This is a genomic window from Streptomyces sp. NPDC090077 (assembly GCF_044747545.1).
Classification (GTDB): Bacteria; Actinomycetota; Actinomycetes; order Streptomycetales; family Streptomycetaceae; genus Streptomyces.
On the sequence record NZ_JBIVEG010000010.1, the window covers coordinates 223,240 to 244,758 of the forward strand.

General features: G+C 74.5%; 18 protein-coding genes. 7 read left to right on the forward strand and 11 right to left on the reverse strand.

Annotated features, from left to right (window positions below; translation table 11 throughout):
- Window positions 1-61 precede the first annotated feature (61 nt).
- The 9 genes from ACIPW5_RS19425 to ACIPW5_RS19465 form a co-directional block, all read right to left on the reverse strand.
- On the reverse strand, window positions 62-1,135 hold the full coding sequence (locus ACIPW5_RS19425) for a glutamate ABC transporter substrate-binding protein (RefSeq protein ID WP_401246137.1): 1,074 nt from the start codon (window positions 1,133-1,135) through the stop codon (window positions 62-64).
- Window positions 1,132-2,538, reverse strand: a complete 1,407-nt coding sequence (locus ACIPW5_RS19430) for a hypothetical protein (RefSeq protein WP_401246138.1) — start codon at window positions 2,536-2,538, stop codon at window positions 1,132-1,134. Before ACIPW5_RS19430 ends, ACIPW5_RS19425 begins: the two co-directional genes overlap by 4 nt.
- Before the next feature lie 212 nt (window positions 2,539-2,750).
- Complete coding sequence (locus tag ACIPW5_RS19435) at window positions 2,751-3,752, reverse strand: N-acetylglucosamine kinase (RefSeq protein ID WP_401246139.1); 1,002 nt, start codon at window positions 3,750-3,752, stop codon at window positions 2,751-2,753.
- A complete protein-coding gene (locus ACIPW5_RS19440; RefSeq protein WP_401246141.1) occupies window positions 3,743-5,008 on the reverse strand; it encodes a 6-phospho-beta-glucosidase in 1,266 nt (421 codons plus the stop codon). The genes ACIPW5_RS19435 and ACIPW5_RS19440 overlap by 10 nt, the downstream gene beginning before the upstream one ends.
- 5 nt (window positions 5,009-5,013) lie before the next feature.
- The gene (locus ACIPW5_RS19445; RefSeq protein ID WP_401246144.1) at window positions 5,014-5,862 is read right to left on the reverse strand and encodes a carbohydrate ABC transporter permease; all 849 of its coding nucleotides are present in this window, start codon (window positions 5,860-5,862) and stop codon (window positions 5,014-5,016) included.
- The gene (locus ACIPW5_RS19450; RefSeq protein WP_401246146.1) at window positions 5,859-6,815 is read right to left on the reverse strand and encodes a carbohydrate ABC transporter permease; all 957 of its coding nucleotides are present in this window, start codon (window positions 6,813-6,815) and stop codon (window positions 5,859-5,861) included. Before ACIPW5_RS19450 ends, ACIPW5_RS19445 begins: the two co-directional genes overlap by 4 nt.
- A 6-nt stretch (window positions 6,816-6,821) precedes the next feature.
- Window positions 6,822-8,156: an extracellular solute-binding protein gene (locus ACIPW5_RS19455; RefSeq protein ID WP_401246149.1), complete on the reverse strand. Its 1,335-nt coding sequence runs from the start codon at window positions 8,154-8,156 to the stop codon at window positions 6,822-6,824.
- Between the two features lie 137 nt (window positions 8,157-8,293).
- The gene (locus ACIPW5_RS19460; protein ID WP_401246152.1) at window positions 8,294-9,514 is read right to left on the reverse strand and encodes an ROK family protein; all 1,221 of its coding nucleotides are present in this window, start codon (window positions 9,512-9,514) and stop codon (window positions 8,294-8,296) included.
- Between the two features lie 132 nt (window positions 9,515-9,646).
- Window positions 9,647-10,720 (reverse strand): mechanosensitive ion channel family protein, encoded by a 1,074-nt coding sequence (locus tag ACIPW5_RS19465; protein WP_401246155.1) that lies wholly within the window; start codon window positions 10,718-10,720, stop codon window positions 9,647-9,649.
- 278 nt (window positions 10,721-10,998) lie between these two features.
- On the opposite strand from ACIPW5_RS19465, the gene ACIPW5_RS19470 reads away from it, so the two are divergent.
- The gene (locus tag ACIPW5_RS19470) at window positions 10,999-11,553 is read left to right on the forward strand and encodes an HNH endonuclease (RefSeq protein WP_401246157.1); all 555 of its coding nucleotides are present in this window, start codon (window positions 10,999-11,001) and stop codon (window positions 11,551-11,553) included.
- Between the two features lie 350 nt (window positions 11,554-11,903).
- Here the strand turns inward: ACIPW5_RS19470 and ACIPW5_RS19475 are convergent, their stop codons facing one another.
- Window positions 11,904-14,909 (reverse strand): beta-N-acetylglucosaminidase domain-containing protein, encoded by a 3,006-nt coding sequence (locus ACIPW5_RS19475; RefSeq protein WP_401246159.1) that lies wholly within the window; start codon window positions 14,907-14,909, stop codon window positions 11,904-11,906.
- Window positions 14,910-15,147: 238 nt separating this feature from the next.
- On the opposite strand from ACIPW5_RS19475, the gene ACIPW5_RS19480 reads away from it, so the two are divergent.
- The 3 genes from ACIPW5_RS19480 to ACIPW5_RS19490 are packed head-to-tail and all read left to right on the forward strand — an operon-like array spanning window position 15,148 to window position 17,627.
- Window positions 15,148-15,354, forward strand: a complete 207-nt coding sequence (locus ACIPW5_RS19480; RefSeq protein ID WP_401246162.1) for a hypothetical protein — start codon at window positions 15,148-15,150, stop codon at window positions 15,352-15,354.
- An 18-nt stretch (window positions 15,355-15,372) separates the two neighbouring features.
- Entirely contained in the window at window positions 15,373-17,373 is a 2,001-nt protein-coding gene (locus ACIPW5_RS19485; RefSeq protein WP_401246165.1) for a 4-alpha-glucanotransferase, read from the forward strand.
- Between the two features lie 20 nt (window positions 17,374-17,393).
- A complete protein-coding gene (locus ACIPW5_RS19490; RefSeq protein WP_401246167.1) occupies window positions 17,394-17,627 on the forward strand; it encodes a hypothetical protein in 234 nt (77 codons plus the stop codon).
- A 114-nt stretch (window positions 17,628-17,741) separates the two neighbouring features.
- On the opposite strand, the gene ACIPW5_RS19495 is transcribed toward ACIPW5_RS19490, so the two are convergent.
- Window positions 17,742-18,251, reverse strand: a complete 510-nt coding sequence (locus ACIPW5_RS19495; RefSeq protein ID WP_401246170.1) for a MarR family winged helix-turn-helix transcriptional regulator — start codon at window positions 18,249-18,251, stop codon at window positions 17,742-17,744.
- A gap of 168 nt (window positions 18,252-18,419) precedes the next feature.
- Here ACIPW5_RS19495 and ACIPW5_RS19500 point away from each other — a divergent pair, with 168 nt between their 5' ends.
- Genes ACIPW5_RS19500 through ACIPW5_RS19510 form a run of 3 tightly spaced genes read left to right on the forward strand, consistent with a single transcriptional unit; the run spans window position 18,420 to window position 21,344 of the window.
- Window positions 18,420-19,418, forward strand: a complete 999-nt coding sequence (locus ACIPW5_RS19500; RefSeq protein ID WP_401246172.1) for an EamA family transporter — start codon at window positions 18,420-18,422, stop codon at window positions 19,416-19,418.
- 45 nt (window positions 19,419-19,463) lie between these two features.
- Window positions 19,464-20,423 (forward strand): DMT family transporter, encoded by a 960-nt coding sequence (locus ACIPW5_RS19505; protein WP_401246175.1) that lies wholly within the window; start codon window positions 19,464-19,466, stop codon window positions 20,421-20,423.
- 9 nt (window positions 20,424-20,432) lie between these two features.
- Window positions 20,433-21,344, forward strand: a complete 912-nt coding sequence (locus ACIPW5_RS19510) for a LysR family transcriptional regulator (RefSeq protein WP_401246177.1) — start codon at window positions 20,433-20,435, stop codon at window positions 21,342-21,344.
- Window positions 21,345-21,519 lie beyond the last annotated feature (175 nt).

Genomic DNA, 21,519 nt, shown 5'->3' on the forward strand with positions numbered 1-21,519 from the left:
GCGCCGCCCGCATGCAGCCCGCTCCGCTCGCTCACGTACCGCTCCGAATCCGCCATGGGCCTCAGCCGTCCCGGTACTTGGGCGCCGGCGGCACGCTCGCCTTGGGCAGGACGTCCTCGAAGTGCTTCTTGTACGAGGTCGTCCACGGGCTCTGGTCACCGCCCGCCCGGTAGTTCTCCAGCACCTTGTTCACCCTGCGCACCAGGTCGGGGGCGTCCTTGTTGATCGCCACCCCGTAGAACTCGCGGGTGAACGGCGCCCCGACCAGCTGCACCGAGGGGTCCTGCGCCGCCTGCCCGGCGGCCAGCGCGTTGTCCGTGATGATCCCGTCCACCTCGCCCAGCTGGAGCCGCACCAGGCAGTCCAGCTGGTTGGCCACCGACACCCCGACCGACCCGTACGACTGGGACTTCAGGGCCGCCTCCGCCGTGGAACCGGCGGCCGTGCAGATCCGGCGGCCCTTCAGCGAGGCGTCGTACCCGGTGATCGGCGAACCCTTGGGGGCCAGCACCTGCTGGCCCGCCTCGAAGTAGGCCGTCGAGAAGGCGACGTCCTCCAGGCGCTTGCAGTTGATCGTCATGGTCCGCACCACGATGTCGACCCGGCCCTCCTGGAGCGCGGGGACGCGCTGACTGGTCGGGATCGCCCGGTAGATGACCAGGTCCTCGTTCCCCAGGATGTCCTTCGCTATGGCCTTGACCAGGTCGATGTCGAAGCCGTCCAGGTGGCCGTCCGGATTGCGGTAGCCCCACTTGAAGCTGTTCTGGTCCACGCCCGCCACGAGCTTGCCCGCCTTGCGGATCCGCTCGATCGCCGGGCCGTCCAGCCCCGACGGGCGCAGGCTGGCCTCCGGGTCCTGGCAGGTGTCGGCCGGCGCGTACGGGACCACCGCCACCGACGCGGGATCGTGCACGACCCCGGACCCGCCGGACGGCGCCGACCCGGCCAGCGGCAGCAGCACCGCGGCCGCCGTCACCGCGCAGGCCGCGGCCATCGCGCTCACCCCGCCCCAGCCGCGCAGCCGGCCCGCCGCGCGCCGCACCCGGGCCGCGCCGCCGGCGGCCCGCTCCGGCGTCCCCGTCCCGTACGGCTCCTGCCGCTCCGGCCGTGTGCCACGTATCCGCATCGATCTCACCTGTACTCCGAAAGCCTGCGACCGATGCCGAGGAGGGCCGCCGCCGCGCCGGCCACCGCCAGCAACGCCGCGCCCGTCACCAGCCCGCCCAGCGCGCCGAGCCCGTCCCGGGCGGCCAGGGTGAACTGCTTCTGCTCATGGGCCACGGCCCGCTCCAGGGAGGCGTCCACCGTGTCGAACGAGGCCCCGCTGCTGTCCTTGTGCTTCTCGTCCCCGATGACCAGGGGGAGGGCCTGCTCGTAGTCGCCCTTCATGTCGGCGTCCCGGGCCGCCGCGTGCCGCTGCTTCCACTGCGCCACGCCCTCGACGGCCTTCGAGACCGGCTCCCGGCCGCTCCCGTCGTCGGCCAGCCGCAGCGCCCGCTCCAGCCCGGCGTCCAGCTGCTTCATGTTCTTCGCGTAGTCCACGTCGTACTTGTCGGACTTCTTGTCCTCGGCCAGGACGGCACCCCGCGCGATCAGCGTCAGGTTCTCGTTCGCCCGCGCCTGGAGCGAGGCGATCCGGGCGTCGTTGAGCACCTTCAGGGACTCCTGGCCGTCGGACCTGGCCTCGCCCAGCCCCGCCCGCGCGAACGACTGCCCCACCGTCAGCCACAGCAGCACCACCGCCGCCGCGGCCGTCGCCGCCAGCAGCCCGTGGTTGAAGACCCGGTTGGTACGCCGGTAGTTGCGCCGCTGCGCCCACACCAGGGCGGCCAGCGCGAGCACACCCGCACCCGTCGCCGCCACCGGCCAGGACCGGGCCTCGTCGTAGTCCGTGTACAGCCGGCCGGTCTCCGCCTCGTACAGCCGCTGCGCGGCGGGCAGCAGCACCGTGCTCATCTGCTCGTTGGCGTAGCGCAGGTAGGCCCCGCCCAGCGGCAGGCCCTGCCGGTTCGTGGCGCGGGCCTGCTCGATCAGTCCGGTGTACCGGGGCAGCTGCTCGCCGAGCAGGGCGATCTCCTTGCGGGACTCCCCGCCGGCGCCCGTGTTGGCGGCCGCGTTCACCAGCAGCCGGGAGGCGTTCGCGATGTCCTTCTCGTAGCGCTGGCGGACCTCCCGGGGCTCCTGGGCACCCGCGAGGAAGCCGCTGGAGGAGGCCGTGTCCGCGTCGGCCAGGGAGCGGTAGATGCTCGCCGCGTCCGCGCTCAGCGGCTGGCTGCGGCCCACCACGTCCTCCGCGGCGGAGACCCGGCCGGACACCTCCCACACCGCGACCGCGCCGAACAGCACGACCAGGGCGGCCAGGACCGCGCCGATGATCCGCAGCCGGCCCGGCTCGGTCGTCGCCGCGGAGCGCACCCGCTCCACGCCCTCGGCCCAGGCCGTACTGCGCCCCGGCGGCGCGGACGGTCTCCCGGCCGGTCCGGCGGGCGCCCCGGAGGTACCGCCCCCGGGCGCGGACGCGCGTGTCGTGATGGCCACCGTGACCTCCCCCTCGGTCCCTCTGCTCCGCAGCAGTATGGCCGTAGCGGCGCCCGACCACAGCACCCGGTGCCCGATCTTGGACGATCCCCCTCCCGGACCGCCCGGCCGCCACCCCGGCTCCTACCCCCGCGACTTCCCCCGCCACCCTTCAACGTGAATACGCCGCAGCGGCCCCCGTGGTTCCAGCCGTACGCCCCGGCGGCCCGGGTTCACCCGAACCGGGCACGCAGCCGCCGCATCGCCGCGGCCGGCGCGTCCAGCGCGTCCAGGCCCAGCAGGGCCGCCCCCAGCACCGGCGGGGCCGTGACCACCGAGACCCGGGCCAGGGGCGCGCGGGCGGCCAGCAGCTCCCCGATCCGGCCGTTCAGCTGCGGGTGCCGGGCCGCGAGCACACTGCCGCCCAGCAGCACCGGCACCTCCGCCTCCAGCAGCCCGAGCCGCTCCAGGGCCACCGAGGCCAGCGCCACCACCTCCTCGGCCTGCCGCTCCACCAGCGACGCCGCCACCGGGTCGCCCGCCGCCGCCACCGCGAACAGCACCGGCACCAGCTCGTGCAGCCGCCCCCGGTCCAGCGGCCCCAGGTGCAGCGCCTCGATCAGCGCCGCCATCGAAGCCAGCCCGAAGTGCCCCGGCAGCGCCGCCGCCAGGGCCGTCGGGCCGCCCCGCCCGTCCTCGGCGCGCGCCGCCCACCACAGGGCCTCCTGCGCCAGACCGCCCCCGCCGCCCCAGTCCCCGGAGAGCTGGCCGAGGGCGGCGAAGCGGGCGGTGCGCCCGTCGGGCAGCATGCCCACGCAGTTGATGCCGGCCCCGCACACCACGGCGACCCCGAGCGGGCCGTCCGCGCCCGCCCGCAGGATCGCGAAGGTGTCGTTGCGGACCTCGGTGGCCGCGCCCCAGCCGCGGGCCGCGACCGCCTCGGTGAGCCGGCGCTCCTCCACCGGCAGGTCGGCGTTGGCCAGGCAGGCCGAGACCCGGGCCGCCCGCGGCACCCCGGGCAGCCCGGCGGCCGCCGCGGCCTTGGCGACGGCCTCCGCGAGGACGTCCACGGCCGCCTCCACACCGGACACCGGCGGCTGGAAGCCCCCGGCGCGCCCGGTGCCGAGGACCGTGCCGTCGGCGGCGACCAGCGCGGCGTCGGTCTTGCTGTTGCCCGCGTCGATCGCGACGACGGCGATGGCGACGGCGCGGGCGGGCGGGAGGGCTACGCCCACGGCAGGTGCTCCTTGTTGTGCGCGAGCAGCCGGTCGGCCAGCCCCTCGGCGAGGTCGTACTGTCCGACGAGCGGATGGGCCAGGAGGGCCTTGAAGACCCGCTCGCGCCCGCCGCGCAGGGCCGCGTCCAGTGCGAGGTCCTCGTACGCGCTGACGTGCGCGACCAGGCCCGCGTACAGGGGGTCGAGCCGGGGCACGGGCAGCGGCACCGGGCCGTCGCCGTCGACCCGCGCCTGCACCTCGATCACGGCGTCGTCCGCCAGGAACGGCAGGGTGCCGTCGTTGCGGGTGTTGACCACCTGGACGGACGGCCCGCCGCCGCCCAGCAGGGCCGCGGCGAGGTCCACGGCCGCCTCGGAGTAGAAGGCCCCGCCCCGCTTGGCCAGCAGGGCGGGCTTCTCGTCGAGCGCGGGGTCCGCGTACAGGGCGAGGAGTTCCCGCTCCATCGCGGCGACCTCGGCGGCCCGCGAGGGCTTCTCGCCGAGCTCCCGGACCACCTCGTCGTGGGCGTAGAAGTAGCGCAGGTAGTACGAGGGGACCACGCCGAGGCGGTCCAGCAGCGGGCGCGGCAGGCGCAGGTCGGCGGCGACGGCGTCCCCGTGTTCGGCCAGCAGCCGCGGCAGCACGTCGGTGCCGTCCGGGCCGCCGAGCCGGACCCCGAGCTCCCAGGTCAGGTGGTTGAGGCCGACGTGGTCGAGGTGGACCTCGGCGGGAGCCACGTCCAGCAGCTTCGCGAACTTGCGCTGGAGGCCGATGGCGACGTTGCACAGCCCGACGGCCCTGTGCCCGGCCCGGAGCAGGGCCCGGGTGACGATCCCGACGGGGTTGGTGAAGTCGATGATCCAGGCGTCGGGGGCGGCCCGGCGGACCCGTTCGGCGATGTCGAGGACGACCGGCACGGTCCGCAGGGCCTTGGCGAGCCCGCCCGCGCCGGTGGTCTCCTGGCCGACGCAGCCGCACTCCAGCGGCCAGGTCTCGTCCTGGAGCCGGGCCGCCTGCCCGCCGACGCGCAGCTGGAGCAGCACCGCGTCGGCGCCGGCCACGCCCGCGTCCAGGTCGGAGGTGGTGGTGACGCGCCCCGGGTGGCCCTGGCGGGCGAAGATCCGCCGGGCCAGGCCGCCGACCAGCTCCAGCCGTTCGGCGGCCGGGTCGATCAGGACGAGTTCGCTCACGGGCAGGGTGTCGCGCAGCCGTGCGAAGCCGTCGACCAGTTCGGGCGTATAGGTGGAACCGCCGCCCACCACTGCGAGTTTCATCGGGATCAGCCTTTCACTCCGGTCAGGGTGACTCCCTCGACGAACGCCTTCTGGGCGAAGAAGAAGAGGACGATCACCGGGGCCATGACGAGCACCGTCGCCGCCATGGTCAGGTTCCAGTTGGTGTGGTGCGCGCCCTTGAAGGACTCCAGGCCGTAGCTGAGCGTCCAGGCGGCCGGGTTGTCCGAGGCGTAGATCTGCGGGCCGAAGTAGTCGTTCCAGGCGTAGAAGAACTGGAACAGGGCGACGGCCGCGATCCCCGGCTTCGCCATCGGCAGGACGACCCGCAGCAGGGTGCGCACCTCGCCGCAGCCGTCGACGCGGGCCGCGTCGAGGTACTCGTCGGGGATCGTCAGCAGGAACTGCCGCAGCAGGAAGACGGCGAACGCGTCGCCGAAGGCCAGCGGCAGGATCAGCGGCCACAGGGTGCCGGACAGGTCGAGCTGTTTCGCCCAGAAGAGGTACATGGGGATGACGACCACCTGCGGCGGCAGCATCATCATGGCGATCACCAGGAGCAGCGCGAGCCGCCGCCCGCGGAAGCGGAACTTGGCGAGGGCGTAGGCGACGGGTACGGAGGACACCACGGTCAGTACGGTGCCCAGCCCCGCGTACAGCAGGGTGTTGCGCCACCAGGTGAGGAAGCCGGGCGTGTTCCAGACCTGCGCGTAGTTGCCCCATTCCCAGGTGCGCGGCCACAGCTCGCGGGTGAGCGCCTGCTGGTCGTCCATCAGGGAGGTGAGGAGGAGGAAGACGAAGGGGAGGACGAAGAACAGGGCGGCGGCGACGGCCAGGGAGTGCACCCCGACCCAGTGCAGCACGGCCCTGCGGCGGTGGCGGCGGGCGTCGGTCATCGGTCACCGGCTCCGATCAGTCCGCCCCGCCGGCGCATCAGGAGCGCGGTGAAGGCCATGGAGAGGGCGAACAGCACCAGGGCCAGGACGCAGGCCGAGCCGTAGTCGAAGCGCTGGAAGCCGAGGTGGTAGACGGTCTGGGGGAGGGTCAGCGTGGACTTGTCGGGGTAGCCCGGTTCGGTCTGCTGGCCGGAGCCGCCGATGATCCCGGCGGCGGCCTTCGAGGCCACCGTCGGCTGCGTGTAGTACTGCATGGCCTGGATGACCCCGGTGACCACGGCGAACAGGACGACCGGGGAGATGTTCGGCAGGGTGATGTGCCGGAAGCGGGCCCAGGCCCCGGCCCCGTCCAGCTGGGCGGCCTCGTACTGCTCCTTCGGTACGTCGAGCAGCGCGGCCATGAAGATCACCATCAGGTCGCCGGTCCCCCACAGGGCGAGCGCGGTGAGCGCGGGCTTGGACCAGCCGGCGTCGGTGAACCAGCCGGGCGCGGGCAGCCCGGCGGCGTCGAGCAGGGTGTTGACCGGGCCCGTGCCGGGGTTGAGGAGGAAGACGAAGGCCAGGGTCGCGGCCACCGGCGGGGCCAGGTAGGGCAGGTAGAACAGGGTCCGGAAGAGCCCGGCGCCGGTCTTGACCCGGGTGACGAGGAGCCCGACGCCGAGGCCGAAGACGACCCGGCAGCTCACCATGACCACGACGAGCCACAGGGTGTTGCGCATGGCCGGCCAGAAGAGCGGATAGTCGGTGAAGACGTAGCTCCAGTTGTCCAGGCCGTTGAAGACCGGGGGCCGGAAGCCGTCGTAGCGGGTGAAGGAGAAGTAGACGGTGGACAGCAGGGGGTAGGCGAAGAAGACGGCAAAGCCGATCAGCCAGGGTGACAGGAAGGCGAGGGTCCGCAGGGCGGAGCGCCGGTGCCGGGCCCGCAGGGCGGCGGTGTTCGTGGCCGGGGTCATCTGGGGCTACTCGGCCTTCGCGATGTCCGTGTCGATCTGCCGGGCGGTCGCGGCGAGCCCGGCGGCGAGGTCGGGGACGTCGCCCTTCTCGACGGCGTACGCGAAGTCCTGGAAGGTCAGCTGGTAGGCGCCGCCGTCGGCCCGCGCGGGGGTGGTGTTCGACTTCGGGTGCCGGGCGATGTCGAGGAACGTCTTCGACTCGGTGGTGACCTGGAGCTGCGGGGACCGGAGCGCCGCCAGCGTGGACGGGATGTTGTGGATGGCGTTGGCGAAGGCGACGACGGCCTCGGTGTCGGTGGTCATGTACCGCACGAGTTCCCAGGCGGCGTTCTGCTTGCGGCTGGTGGCGGAGATGCCCATGACGGTGCCCGAGAGGTAGCCCTTGCCGTAGTCGGCCCGCTGGTCGTCCGGCACGGGCAGCGGGGCGGTGCCGATCTCGAAGGGGACCCCGGCGGCCTTGGCCATGGCGGGCCGCCACTCGCCGTCGACCTGCATGGCGACGAGCCCCTTGTGGAAGGGGTGTTCGGCGCTCCACTCGTCGCCGAAGCCGGAGCGGAAACGTTCCAGCTTCTCGTGGCCGCCGAGCTTGGACACCAGGTCCTTCTGGGCGGTCAGCATCTTCGCGAAGGCCGGGTCGCCGGCCAGGTTCGACTTGCCGTCGGCGGTGAAGTAGGTGGGGCTCCACTGGGCGACCAGCCGCTGCGGGGTGGTCTCGTAGCCGTGGAAGGTGGGCATCACGCCCACCTGCTCGTACGAATCCCCCTTGGGCTTGGTGAGCTTCTGCGCGACCTCGGCGAACTCGCTCCACGTCACGGGCGCTTCGGTGATCCCGGCGGCGGCGAACGCGGTCTTGTTGTAGACGAGGCCGTAGGCGTCGTGCAGCAGCGGCAGGGTGCACTGGTTGCCCTTGTACCGCGTGTACTCCAGCAGGGTCGCGGGGAAGACCGCCGCACCGTCGATCCCGGACTTCTTCAGGAAGGGGTTCAGGTCGGCGAAGGCGCCGGAGTTGCAGAACTTGCCGACGCTGTCGGTGGCGAAGGAGGAGACCACGTCGGGGGCCTTGTCCCCGCCCGCGCGCAGCGCCTGGTTGATCTTGTCGTCGGTCATGTTGCCGGTGGCCTTGACCTTGATGTTCGGGTGCGCCTTCTCGAAGCGGTCGATGCCGTCCTGGATGGCCTTGACCTCGGAGGGGGCGGACCAGCCGTGCCAGAAGCTGATGGTGACGTCGGCCTTCGGGTCGTCGGCGGCCGTCGCGCCGCCCTGCCCGGTACAGGCGGTGGCGAGTACGGATATGGCGGCAAGGGCGGCCGCGGTGGTGGTCAGGCGTGCGGCTCGGGGCATGGGGGTGCTCGCTCTCTGGGGGAGAACTCCGGATGAGGGGTGCCGGGGCGCTGTCGCGGGGGTCCGCGGTGGGAGGGCGCTCCGGTGGCAGGGGGCGGCGGCGGGCAGGTCGCGGGAGGGGGCGTCAGGGGGAGGTGTCAGGGGCGGGAGGTGTCGAAGACTTCCTCGCGTGTGGTGGCGAGGGCGCTCTCCAGGGCGCCGCGCAGCACGGGCCGCTCGTGCACCTCGCCGGTGACCAGCCGCGGCCGGGAGGGGGCCAGTTCGGCGAGCTCGTCCTCCAGCAGGGCGCGCAGCGGGTCGCCGCCCGCGGTGATCAGGGCGCCGGACAGGACCACGATCTCCGGGTCCAGTACGGCGACCAGCGAGGCCAGGCCGGTCGCGAGCGCGGTGGCGTACGACCGCAGGAAGCCGAGACGGGCCCCCTCCGGCTCGGCGGCGGCCCGCCGCAGCAGCTCGGCGGCGGCGGCCACCTGCGCGGCGGGCGGGGCGTCCGGGACGGGGACGGAGCCGGCGTCGAGTCCGGCCGCGGCGGCGAGGGCGGGCAGCACCTGCGCGCCGGCCAGCTCCTGGTAGCCGCCGGTGTTGGCCCGGGTGACCTGGCGCACCAGGGGGTGGCCGGGCACGGGCAGGAAGCCCACCTCGCCCGCGCCGCCGGTCCAGCCGCGGTGCAGCCGCCCGCCGAGGACGAGGGCGGCGCCGAGGCCCTCCTCGTTCCACAGCAGGACGAAGTCCTCGTGGCCGCGGGCCGCGCCGAGGTGCTGCTCGGCGACCGCGGCGAGGTTCACGTCGTTCTCGTACTCGACCGGCAGGGGCAGGGCCGCGGCCAGTTCGTCGAGGAGGGTGGGGGAGTGCCAGCCGGGGAGGTGGCTGGCGTAGCGCAGCCGCCCGGTGCGGGGGTCGAAGGCGCCGGGGGTGGCGATGACCAGGCGGTGCAGGTCGGACAGGTCCAGCCCGGCGTCCGCCAGGGCCCCGCCGAGGGCCCGGGTGACCTGGCCGACGGCGTCGGCGCCCTCGGTGTAGGGCAGCTCGAAGCCGCCGACGACGGTGCCGGTCAGGTCGGCGACGGCGGCGAGCACCCGGTCGGGGGTGACGTCGAGTCCGCCGACGTGGGCGGCGCGGGCGTTGAGCGCGTACAGCTGGGCGCTCGGGCCGGGGCGGCCGCCGTCGGTGCCGGTGGCGACGACGAGCCCGGCGGCCTCCAGGCGGGCGAGCAGCTGGGAGGCGGTGGGCTTGGAGAGGCCCGTGAGGTGCCCGATCCGGGTCCGGGACAGGGGGCCGTGCGTCAGCAGCAGCTCCAGGGCGGCGCGGTCGTTCATGGCGCGCAGCAGACTGGGCGTTCCCGGCGTGGCGGCGGGCATGGCGGGGTCCCTCCTTCACCGAGGTGATTGTTAGGTAAGTTTCCTATTGGCTTCGGAGCCCTGTCAATGCCGCTGCCCCGCCGGAAGGGACCGGCGGGGCAGCGGACGGTACGGAAGGGGGCGGGGCGCGCCCTACTGCTTGGGCAGCCGGACCCCCGGCACGGGCGCCTGCGGGATCGGGGTGGTGGCCAGGGACTGCGGGGAGGACGGGTTGGCCAGCGCCGAGGGCGCCGCGACGGCCGCCGCCGGGTCGGCCGGGGCCGCCTCGTCCTCATCTGCGGCCGGCGCACCGCCGATGATCCGGATGCCGGCCGCGTCGAAGGCGTCCTTGATCCGCCAGCGCAGCTCGCGCTCCACCGCGAACTGCTGGCCCGGCATGGTCTTCGCCGACACCTTCACCGTCATGGAGGCCAGCAGCACCTCGTCCAGGCCCAGCACCTCCACCGGACCCCACAGGCGCTCGTCCCACGGCGACTCCTTCGCCAGGGTGTCCGCGACCCCCTGGACCACCTCGCGGATGTGCGCGAGGTTCTCCGTCGGCTTGACCTGCACGTCCACGCCCGCGGTCGCCCAGCCCTGGCTCAGGTTCCCGATGCGCTTGATCTCGCCGTTGCGGACGTACCAGATCTCACCGTTGTCGCCGCGCAGCTTGGTCACGCGCAGCCCGACTTCGATCACCTCGCCGGAGGCCACCCCGGCGTCGATCTTGTCGCCGACGCCGTACTGGTCCTCCATGATCATGAACACGCCGGAGAGGAAGTCCGTCACCAGGTTGCGGGCACCGAAACCGATCGCCACACCCGCCACACCGGCACTCGCCAGCAGCGGCCCCAGATCGATCTTCAGCGCCGCCAGGACCATCAGCGCGGCCGTGCCGAGGATCAGGAAGGAGGACACCGAACGCAGCACGGACCCGATGGCCTCCGACCGCTGGCGGCGCCGCTCGGCGTTGACCAGCAGCCCGCCCAGCGCGGTGCCCTCCACGGCCTCCGCGCTGGTGTTCATCCGGCTTATCAGCTTGGTCAGCGCCTTGCGGACCACGCTGCGCAGCGCCACCGCGATCACGATGATCAGCAGGATGCGCAGGCCGATGCTCAGCCAGGTGGCCCAGTTCTCCTCGACGAAGCTCGCGGCGTTCGTCACGCTCTCGGCGGCGTCGTCGGTGGTGGACGCTGCCTGCGGTAGCAGGGTGGCGGGCGAGGGCACGGGGGGAACCTCCAGGGCATAGCGGTCCGCCCGCGGAACGGTCGTACGGTCGTGCTGGCTGTGCGGGCAGGCCATCCACACTAACGGGGCACGGGACCGACCTCGTTGCGTTGTTCGAGGGAGAGACCGGACTCACCTGGGGATGAAAGGGAATGTGGTCGAAAACACCCCGGGCCCGTTACCGGCGCGTGGTGGCGCTTCGACCAGCCGTAAGGGGAGACTGAGAGCAGATCGTCCCGGCGCGAGCCACGCGCCGCCGGCGTACAAGGAGGCAGTCCGTGCCGCACGTCCTGGTCCTCAACGCGTCGTACGAGCCCCTCGGCGTCGTACCGCTCCGCCGCGCGCTCGTCCTCGTCCTGGAGAACAAGGCCATCTCCCTGGAGGAATCGGGCGCCTTCCTGCACAGCGCGACACGAGCCGTCCCCGCGCCCAGCGTGGTCCGGCTCAAGCGCTTCGTGCGGGTCCCCTACCGGGGGCCCGTTCCTCTCACCCGCCGCGCGCTGTTCGCCCGCGACGGCGGCCGCTGCATGTACTGCGGGGCCGTCGCCACGAGCGTGGACCACGTCATCCCGCGCAGCCGGGGAGGCCAGCACGCCTGGGACAACGTGGTCGCCGCATGCCGGCGGTGCAACCACGTCAAGGCGGACCGGCACCTGCTGGAACTCGGCTGGCGCCTGCGCCACCAGCCGGCTCCGCCGTCCGGACTGGCCTGGCGGATCATCGGCACGGGGCACCGGGACCCGCGGTGGATGCCGTACCTCCAGCCGTACGGGGCGGAGGACGCGCTGGAGCGCATCGGAGTACCGACCACGGCAGCCGCCGCCGCCTCCTGACGGGCCGCCGCTTCCTCCGCTGCGCTGGGCCGGGTCCCCTACCCGCCCTTCGCCCGTTCCCTGGGGGCTCCGCCCCAGACCCCGCGCCTCAATCGCCGGCGAGGCTGAAATCAGCCTCGCCGGCGATTGAGGCGCGGGCGCGGTAGCGCCGTAGGGGTCCGGGCGAAGCCCGGGGAACGGTGGAAGGGCGGGTAGGGGACCCCCGCTCCGCGCAGCGGCCCACCCGCCCGCACCCGCCCACCGGCACCAACCACCCGAACCGGCCCCGCCCCGCAGGCCGCCGGACGGAGTCCGGCGCAGCGGCGCGAAGCCGGTAAGGCCGCCCGCGGCCGCACCGCGCAAGCGGCGCGTCAAGAAGAGGCGGCAGCGGCTACCGCCTGGGCCGTCGCAGACCACAGGCTGCAGCCGAACCGCGTAGCCCGCCGCTCGCACGTCACGCGGACGTACCGCGTGTCCGGCGCGTCCAGCCTGACCGCGTCCACCCCGCCCCGGGAGGACACCACCGCACCCGGGCGCCACGTCACGCCGTCGCGGGAGGTCTCCACCCGGAACTGCGAGGGGTACGCCTCCTGCCAGTGCAGGGTCACCAGGCCCACCCGCGCCGGGGCGGCCAGCTCGGCCTGCCACCAGGCGCCGTCCACCGCCGGGGACGACCACCGGGTCGCGGCGGAGCCGTCCACCGCCGCCGACGCCGGGAACTGCGGGGCCTCGTCCCCCGAGGAGGTGGCGCGGGCCCCGCGCAGCAGGTCCGGGCCGGCGGTGCGCGGCACCGCCCGCACGGTGAGCACCCGCACCTCCCCGTCGAAGGCGAGCGGCACCGCGTACTCCCCGGACGGGGTGCCCGCCGCGACCGTCACCTCCACCGGGACGGCGACCGTCGCACCCCGGGGCACCGTCACGTCCTGCGGCAGCCGCACCTGGATCCCGGCCGGCGGAGCCGCCGTCAGCGGCCCCCGGAACTCCCCGGGGCGCAGCCCGGACAGCTGCGCCGACACCGTGCGCGCGGGGCCGCCGGCCTCCACGTCGGCCCGGCCCCCGTCGGCCAGTTCGAAGCGGGCCCGCGGGCCGTCCGCGAACCACGGGACCACCTTGTGCACCACGGGGGCCGGGCCCGCCCACGACAGCCGGACCGCGTCCGCCCGTACGCCGCCCGCGTCGGCCTGCGTCCAGCCGGACACCGCCGCGTCGGCCAGCCGGCGCCAGCCCTCGCCGGGCACGTGCACCTCCACCGCCGCGCCCCGGGCGCCCGGCGCCAGCGGGTCCGTCATCACCGTGACCGCCGCCAGCGGCCGCGCGGAGTCCAGCCGGACGGTGTGGGCGCCGGGTTCCTGCCGCACGGTGCCGTCCTCGCGGGCCGCACCCGTCCAGGCGTCCGACTCCGCGGCGGCCTTCTTCAGGAAGGGGTCCAGCACGGACGAGTCCACCCGCACCCCGCCCGGTTCCGCCAGCTCCTCCCGCGCCGCCGCGAGGGCCCGCGATGCCTGCCAGGCGGCCGCCCCGTCACCCCGGGCCTCGGCCCGCATCAGGTCCACCGCCAGCTCGCCCGCCGCCCCGTACCGCGACAGCCGCTCCAGCCACGGCCCGGCCTCCGCCGCCACCGGCGCGTCGAGGCGCCCGGGAGCCTCCCGCAGCACCGTGAACGCCGCGCGCAGCCGCTCGCCGGCCGCCTTGTCCCCGGCGGCGCGGGCCCGCCAGAAATCCTCCACCAGCGGCTTCAGATACGCCGACTCCTCCACCTTCAGGCCCGAGGAGGCGGTGTTCCCGGCCAGCGCCGCCAGCGCGGCCCGGGTCTTCGGGTCGGGACCGGACAGGTCCCGCACCGCCGCGGCCCAGGACTCCCCGGCCCGGTAGCCGCGCGGGTTCCAGGCGTAGTCCGCCGCCGTGAACAGCGGGATCCGCGACAGGGTGCCCTGCGCCATCGCGTTGGCCAGCACCCCCGCCGAACCGCCCGCCACCGCCGGATCGCGCCCGGCGTACGGGCCCAGGAAGATGCGGCCCGGGTCCCAGTCGTTGACCGGGTAGTTGTCCATGGTGACCAGCGGGTGCGCGAGCGCCGCCCGTGCCCCGGCCAGCTCCTTGCCGGTGATGGTGCGCGGCACCACGCCCACGCCCGTCCAGGCCACCTCCACCCGCGGGTCCAGGGCCCCGGCCAGCGCCGTCCGGTAGGTGGTGGCGCCGTCCTGGAAGTACTCCGTCGGCAGCAGCGACAGCGGGACCGCACCCGGATGCCGCGCCGCCAGGTGCGCGGCCAGCTCGCCCGCCACCTCGGCGTGCGCCTTGGCCGCCGCCGCGGGCCCGGTCCCGTACCGCACCCGGTCGGCCCGGCAGCCCCACTCCGTGTAGCTGACGTCCTGGAACTGCACCTGGAACGCCCGGAAGCCCAGCTCCCACATCGCGTCCACCTTGCGCAGCAGCGCCGCCCGGTCGTCCGCCGAGGCCAGGCACATCGACTGACCCGGCGACACCGCCCAGCCCAGCACCACCCGGTTGGCGCGGGCCCGCTCGGCCAGCGCCCGGAACTCCTCCTGCCGCTCGCGCGGGTACTCCTCGCGCCAGGCCGTGGTGCGGTACGCGTCGTCGCCCGGCGCCAGCAGCATCCGGTTCTGCTTGGTGCGGCCCAGGAAGTCCAGCTGCGCCAGCCGCTGCTCCCGGGTCCAGGGCTGCCCGTAGAAGCCCTCGGTGATCCCGCGCACGGGCGCGATGGGCCAGTCGCGCACCAGCATCCCGGGCACCTTGCCGTGCCCGGCCGCCAGCAGCTGGCGCAGCGTCTGCGCGGCGTGGAACAGTCCGTCCTCGCCCACCCCGGCCAGTGCGACCGTGTCCCGCCCGCCGGCCCGGCCCACCGCCAGCCGGTACCCGCCGGCCGGCAGGTCCCCGGCCGGGGCGGCGCCCAGCGACAGCAGCGCCTCCTCGGCGTCCGCGCCCTGGAGGCGTACGACGAGGGCCCGTTCGGGCAGCGCGGCGCCCGGCGGCCGCTCGTGCAGGGTGCGCACGCCCGCCGCGCGCAGGGCGGTGCGCACGACCTCGGCGGCGTACGGGTCCGCGTCGAAGGGGATCACCAGCACGGCCTCCGCCGGCACCGGCAGCTCCCGGCCCGGATCGGCGGTCGCCGACTGCGGCCGCGGCCACACGGCCGGCCCCTCGGAAGCGGCTCGGGGGACGTCGGAGCCCGGGTCGACGACGGGCCCGAGCCCCGAGGTGTAGACGGGAGCGGAACCGCTGTCGGCGCGCGCGGAGCCCGAAGTCCCCGGGGACCCGCCGATCCGCGGCGGAGCGGACGCGACGGCTCCGCCCAGCAGGGATCCGATCACCGCGACGGCTGCGGCCGTGGTCCGCTTCCTGCCCCTGAGCTGCACGGAGCCTCCCCCGTCCCGAGTCGTCCCCCGACCGTGTGAACGAGCCCGAGCCCACCACCCGTGCGGCCGGGGTGTCAATGCGCGTGGGGTGGTCTGACCGGGATCCGCCAGGAATGCGATGCCCCTGACTGGGTATGGCTGCGGTGTTCGCCGTGGGTGTTGCATGGGAGGTCCGAAGAACCGCAGCGCGGTCCCGAGAACCGCACGGCGGTCCGAACCACCGCAGAGGGAGGCCCCCATGAACGCCCCGACGGCGTCCGGCAGCCGCAGGAAACCCGCCCCGCTCGCCCACCTGCCCGCCCCGGCGGGCCCCGCCGACGAGCCGGCCGCCGCCGCACACCCGCCGCTGACCAGCGAACCCCCGCAGGCCGGCGCCGCGTACGTGCCCCTGACCAGTGAGTCCCCGCTCGTGGCCGAGACCCCCCTCACCAGCGAGCCGACCTAACCCCTCACCCAGCCAAGGATGACGATGGACGACCTCGCCCGGCTCGCGGCCCTCTACGGTGTCGCCACCTCCTACCAGCCCTCCGAGGACGTCACCGTCCAGGTGCCCGAGGCCACCGTCCGGGCCGTGCTGGGCCTGATCGGCGTCCCCGTCGACACCCCCGAGGACGTACGGGTGACGGCCGCCGGTGCCGAACGGGAGCGGGCCGGGCGGCTGCTCCCGCCGACGCTGGTGCACTGGCGGGGCGAGCCCGCGCCCGGGGCCCTGGCCGCGCTGCCGGCCGGGACCCGGCTGCGGGTGACCCTGGAGGACGGGGCCGGGCAGGCCGACTGGCACCCCGGCCTGCCCCTGGGGGTGCACCGGCTCACGGCCGAGGCGCCCGACGGGCGCACCGCCTCCGCCACCCTGATCGTGGCCCCGGACCGGGCCCCGGAGGCACCCGACCGGGCCCACGGGCTGCTCGTCCAGCTCTACTCCCTGCTCTCGGAGCGCTCCTGGGGCATGGGCGACCTCGGCGACCTCGCGGAGCTGGCCCGCTGGGCGGCCCGCACCCACGGCGCCGGGTTCGTGCAGGTCAACCCGCTGCACGCGGCCTTCCCCGGCACCCCGACCGACCCGTCCCCCTACCGGCCGGCCTCCCGCCGCTTCCCCGACCCGGTCTACCTGCGCGTCGAGGACCTCCCCGAGTGGGCGGACTGCCCCGACCGGGACGCCCTCGCCGGACTCGCCGCCCGGGGTGGGGAGCTGCGCCGCGAGGTGCTGGAGAAGGGGGGGCTGATCGACCGGGACGCCGTATGGGCCCTCAAGCGCGCCGCCCTGGAACTGCTGTACTCCGTCCCGCGCGCCCCCGCGCGGGAGGCCGCCTACCGGGCCTTCCGCGCCGCCCAGGGGGAGGGGCTGGCCCGGCACGCCGCCTGGTGCGCGGCCGTCACGGGGGAGGACCCGCGGGAGCGCACCGACTTCCACTGCTGGCTGGTCTGGCTGACGGACACCCAGCTGACCGCCGCCCAGCGGGCCGCGCGGGAGGCCGGGATGAGCGTGGGCATCGTGCACGACCTGGCCGTCGGGGTGCACCCCGAGGGATCGGACGCCCGCACGGGCCCCCTGCACCACCGCGAGATCTCCGTCGGCGCCCCGCCGGACGCCTTCAACGCGCGCGGCCAGGACTGGGGACTGCCGCCCTGGCGGCCCGACGTCCTGGAGGCCCGGTCGTACGCCCCCTTCCGGGCCCTGCTGCGCGGGGTGTTCCGGTACGCCGGGGCGGTGCGCCTGGACCACGTGATGGGCCTGTTCCGGCTCTGGTGGATCCCGAAGGGCACCCCGCCCGCGCAGGGCACGTACGTCTCCTACGACGGGGAGGCGATGCTGGCCGTACTGGTCCTGGAGGCCCACCGGGCCGGGGCGGTGGTGGTCGGCGAGGACCTCGGGACGGTGGAGCCGCAGGTGCGGCGGGAACTGGCCCGGCGCGGGATCCTCGGCACCTCGGTGCTGTGGTTCGAGCGCGACTGGTCGGGCGGCGGCGAACCGCTGCCGGCCGGGGCCTGGCGGTCCCAGTGCCTGGCCACCGCCACCACCCACGACCTGCCGCCCACCGCCGCCAAGCTGGCCGGCTCCCACGTGGAACTGCGCGACCGGCTGGGCCTGCTGACCCGCCCTCTGGACCTGGAGCGCGCCGAGGACGCCGCCGACACCGCCGAGTGGCTGGCGGTACTGGACCGGCTGGGACTGGAGACCAAGGGCGAGGAGGCCGCCGTACGGGCCCTGTACGCCTTCCTGCTGCGCACGCCCGCCCGGCTGGTCGGCGTGTGGCTGCCCGACGCGGTGGGGGACCGGCGGCCGCAGAACCTGCCGGGCACCTGGGACCAGTACCCCAACTGGCGGCTGCCGGTCGCCGACGCGGACGGGCACCCGCTGACCCTGGAGGCGCTGACCGCCTCACCCCGGGCGAACGCCCTGCTGAGCGCGGTGCGGGAGGGCGCACAGACCCGTACGGCACCCCCGGGCGCGCGCCCCGTTTAGGTGTTCGCTACTTTTGCACCGTGGACAAGAAGAACGCTCTGCGCGCCGGCGCCGTCACGGCCGGAACGACGCTGATGATGCTGCTGATGACGTCTCCCGCCCTCGCGCTGACCCGCGACGACGGCGACGACCCGGGCCCGGGCCTGAGCGTTGGCGAGACGCTCGGCCTGTTCGTGGCCGCGCCGATCGTGCTGTTCCTGGTCATCGCGGGTCTCGTGATGGTCGGCGACAAGTCGCGCAAGAACCAGGCCTGACCCGACCGGGCAGGTCCCTTCATCAAGACTTCCGGGCGCCGGAGGTCCGCGGAACCGGTGTGAGCCGGTCCCGGCGCGACCTCCGGCGCCTCGGCGTACCCGCCGGGAGGCCCTTCAGGTCACGTCGGCGAGCAGCTTGCGCAGCATCCCGGTGAGCTGCTCGACCTCGTCGGGGTCGAAGCCCTCCAGGGCCTCGCGGTGCACGGCCAGGCCGGCGGAGACCGCCTCGTCGGCGAGGGCGAACCCCCGGTCGGTGAGGGTCACCTGGAGCCCGCGCCGGTCGTTCGGGTCGGGGTTGCGGGTGAGCAGCCCGGCCTTCTCCAGCTTGTCCAGGCGCCCGGTCATCCCGCCGGTGGTGAGCATCAGCGTGGCCGACAGCTGGCGCGGCGAGAGGGTGTACGGGGCCCCGGAGCGGCGCAGCGTGGCGAGGACGTCGAACTCCCCGCGGCCGATGCCGTAGCCGTTGTAGGCCCGCTCCACGGCCTCGCCGACCGCCTTGGCGATCCGGTAGATCCGGCCGAAGACGGCCATCGGGGCGGTGTCCAGGTCCGGTCGTACGGCGCCCCACTGGGTGGTGATCGCGTCGACGGCGTCCGGCTGGGCGTCCTTCTTCACCTCGGTCATAACGGAAGTATCCGATTCCGCTCTCTCGTTCGCAAGAAAGTAGCTTGCGGAAAAGTAGCTTAGGAGTAAGCTACTTATCAGCGACCTACTCGGGGAGGTCCGGGGACGGGCCCCCGGGTAGGTCGCGGCCAACCCGCACCCGCCCGCCCATCCTCATCTGCCCGAGGAGTGACCGTGAACCGCGTCACCACCACCATCCTGACCGCGCTCGCCCCCGTCTCCTGGGGCTCGACCTACTTCGTCGCGAGCGAACTGCTGCCCGCCGACCGGCCCCTCTTCACCGGTGCGATGCGGGCCCTGCCCGCCGGCCTGCTCCTGGTCGCCCTCTCCCGCGTCCTGCCCAAGGGCGCCTGGTGGTGGAAGTCCGCGGTCCTCGGCACCCTCAACATCGGCGCCTTCTTCCCGCTGCTCTTCCTCTCCGCCTACCGGCTCCCCGGCGGCGTCGCCGCCGTGCTGGGCTCGGCCGGACCGCTCTTCGTCGTCGGGCTCGCCGCCCTCCTGCTCGGCGAGCGGGCCAGGCTGCGGACCGTGCTCGCGGCCGTGGTCGCCGCGTTCGGCGTGAGCATGGTCGTGCTGACCGCCGAGGCGAAGCTCGACCTCATCGGGGTCATAGCCGGCGTGGTCTCCTCCGCCTCCATGGGCGCCGGCACCGTGATGACCAAGCGCTGGGGGCGCCCCGAGGGCGTCGGCCCGCTGGCCGTGACCGGCTGGCAGCTCACCGCGGGCGGCCTGGTCATCATCCCGATCGCCGCCCTGGTCGAGGGGGCGCCGCCCGCGCTCGACGGCAAGGCCTTCCTCGGCTACGGCTACATGATGCTGATCAACACCGGGGCCGCGTACTTCCTCTGGTTCCGCGGCATCGGCCAGCTCACCGCCACCTCCGTCACCCTGCTGGGTCCGCTGTCCCCGCTCACCGCGGCCGTCATCGGCTGGGCCGCGCTCGGCCAGGCCCTGTCGCCCGTACAGCTGGCGGGCATGGCCCTCGCCTTCGGCGCCACGGTCTTCGGCCAGCTCCCGGGGCGGGGGGCGAAGGCCGGGGAGGGGAAGGCCGGGGAGGGGGAGTCCGAGGAGGCGAAGCCCGTAGCGGCCGCCGAGGCGGGATCGTTCAGCCCGGCTAAAGAAACCCGTCGGAATCTTTCGATGGACCTGGGCAAAGCGCAGGTGTGAGAGTGGGTCCACGACCCACACCACACACCCGGGGGGAAACCACCAGTGACCGTCACCGACCGCATCCGCACCGCACCCACCGCCGCCGGCCCCCTCGCCGGCGGCGGCGCCGTTGCCGGAAACAAGGCGAGGAAGGGAGCCGCCGGACTCGGCGTGCTCCTCGCCCTGGTCGCCACGGTCGTCTGGTCCGGCAGCTTCGTCGCCACCCGCGGCATGGCGGACACCGTCCCGCCCGTCCAGGCCGTCTTCTGGCGGTGGATCATCGCCGCCGTCGCGGTCACCCCCTTCGCCGCCCGCCAGGCCTGGCAGCAGCGGGCCCTGCTCCGCAAGCACCTCGGCTACGTCAGCCTCGCCACCCTCTTCGGCGTCACCCTCTACAACACCCTGGTCCACCAGGCCGGACTGACCACCTCCGCCTCCAACATGGGCATGATCATGGCGGCCTCGCCGGTCATCATGGCCCTCTACGCCCGCCTCGGCGGTGAACGGCTCGGCGCCCGGCGCTCCTTCGGGATGCTGCTCGCGGCCTTCGGAGTGCTCCTGCTGGTCGGCGACGGCTCCCTCGGCTTCGACTTCGGCGCCGGCGACCTGTGGATGTTCGGCGCCGCCCTCTCCTTCGCCACGTACAGCGCCCTCCTCAAGCGCAAGCCGACGGAGATCGGCGGCCTCGCCTTCCTCCTGAGCACCTTCGTCCTCGGCGCCCTGATGCTCGCCCCCGCCTACGCCGTCTCCCTCACCGTCCAGGGCGGCTTCGCGGCGACCCCCGGGACCGTCGGCCCGCTCCTCTACGTCGGCGTCTTCTCCTCCGCCGTCGCCTTCTTCGCCTGGAACAAGGCCATCTCCCTCATCGGCGCGGCCCGCGCGGGAGTCGTCTACTACCTCCAGCCGGTCTGCGTCGCCGCCCTCGGCCTGCTCCTGCTCGGCGAGCGCACCGGCCCGTCCCAGCTCCTGTGCATGGCCCTGATCCTGGGCGGAGTCGGCCTGAGCAGCACGGCCCGCCGGTAACGTCCCCCTGTGACCGACTGGGACATCAAGAAGCTCCGCATCCTGCGGACCCTGGCCGACCGGGGCACCGTGACCGCGGCGGCCGAGGCGCTGCACATGACGCCCTCGGCCGTCTCGCAGCAGCTGACCAACCTCGCCCGCCAGCTCGGGGTGCCGCTCCTGGAACCCCAGGGCCGCCGGGTCCGCCTCACCGATGCCGCCCACCTGGTCCTGCGCCACACCGAAGCCGTCTTCGCCCAGCTGGAGCGCGCCGACGCCGAACTCACCGGCTACCTGGCCGGGGAGGCGGGGGAGGTCCGCGTGGGAGCATTCTCGACGGCGGTCCCGGTCCTGGTCGTCCCCGCGGTCGCCGCCCTCCGCCTCAGCCACCCGGGGATCGAGGTACGGGTCCGCGAGACCGAGGCGGCCGAATCGTACGAGCTCCTTGCCGCCGGCGCCGTGGACCTCGCCCTCTCCCTCGCCGCTCACGCCCCGACGGCCGGCGACGACCGCGACGCCCGCTTCACCCGGATCACCCTCCTGGAAGACCCCCTCGACGTGGCCCTCCCCCCGGACCACCCCCTGGCGGCCGCACCCGTGCTCCGCCTGGCGGACCTCTCGGCGGACCGGTGGATCTACGGCGGCAGCGGGCCCTGGTCGGAGATCACCCGCTCCGCGTGCGAACCGGCGGGCTTCGTCCCGGAACAGGCCCACTCCGCCTCGGGCTGGACCGCGATCCTGGCGATGGTGGAGGCGGGCATGGGCGTGGCCCTGGTCCCCCGCATGGTCGCGGCCCGCGCCTCCGGCGTCACCGTCCGCACCCTCACCCACGACCGCCCCACCCGCCACGTCATCGCCGCCCTCCGGCGCGGTGCGGACGCGGGCCCGGCGGTGTCCCGGGTCCTCGGGGCCCTGGTGGGGGCGGCGGCGGCCCTCACCTGAGGGAAGGAAGCGGTGCCCCCTGGGGCGGTCTCGGAGAGGGGTTGGGGGTTTCCCGGCAGTCCATCGTCCTTCCGTGTCGGGCCGGCCTGTCAAGGGCGCTCCTTCGTCGCGTCGCTTCGCGATGGCCTTCGGCCACCCTTGACAGGCCGACCCGCCCCGGAAAGCCGAAAGACTG

Bases quoted from the DNA above. Each gene is read 5' to 3' on its own strand.
- ACIPW5_RS19495 (WP_401246170.1), bottom strand. From the start codon at position 18,251: ATGACCGAGGTGAAGAAGGACGCCCAGCCGGACGCCGTCGACGCGATC.
- ACIPW5_RS19440 (WP_401246141.1), bottom strand. From the start codon at position 5,008: ATGAAACTCGCAGTGGTGGGCGGCGGTTCCACCTATACGCCCGAACTG.
- ACIPW5_RS19460 (WP_401246152.1), bottom strand. From the start codon at position 9,514: ATGCCCGCCGCCACGCCGGGAACGCCCAGTCTGCTGCGCGCCATGAAC.
- ACIPW5_RS19445 (WP_401246144.1), bottom strand. From the start codon at position 5,862: ATGACCGACGCCCGCCGCCACCGCCGCAGGGCCGTGCTGCACTGGGTC.
- ACIPW5_RS19480 (WP_401246162.1), top strand. From the start codon at position 15,148: ATGAACGCCCCGACGGCGTCCGGCAGCCGCAGGAAACCCGCCCCGCTC.
- ACIPW5_RS19450 (WP_401246146.1), bottom strand. From the start codon at position 6,815: ATGACCCCGGCCACGAACACCGCCGCCCTGCGGGCCCGGCACCGGCGC.
- ACIPW5_RS19485 (WP_401246165.1), top strand. From the start codon at position 15,373: ATGACGATGGACGACCTCGCCCGGCTCGCGGCCCTCTACGGTGTCGCC.
- ACIPW5_RS19455 (WP_401246149.1), bottom strand. From the start codon at position 8,156: ATGCCCCGAGCCGCACGCCTGACCACCACCGCGGCCGCCCTTGCCGCC.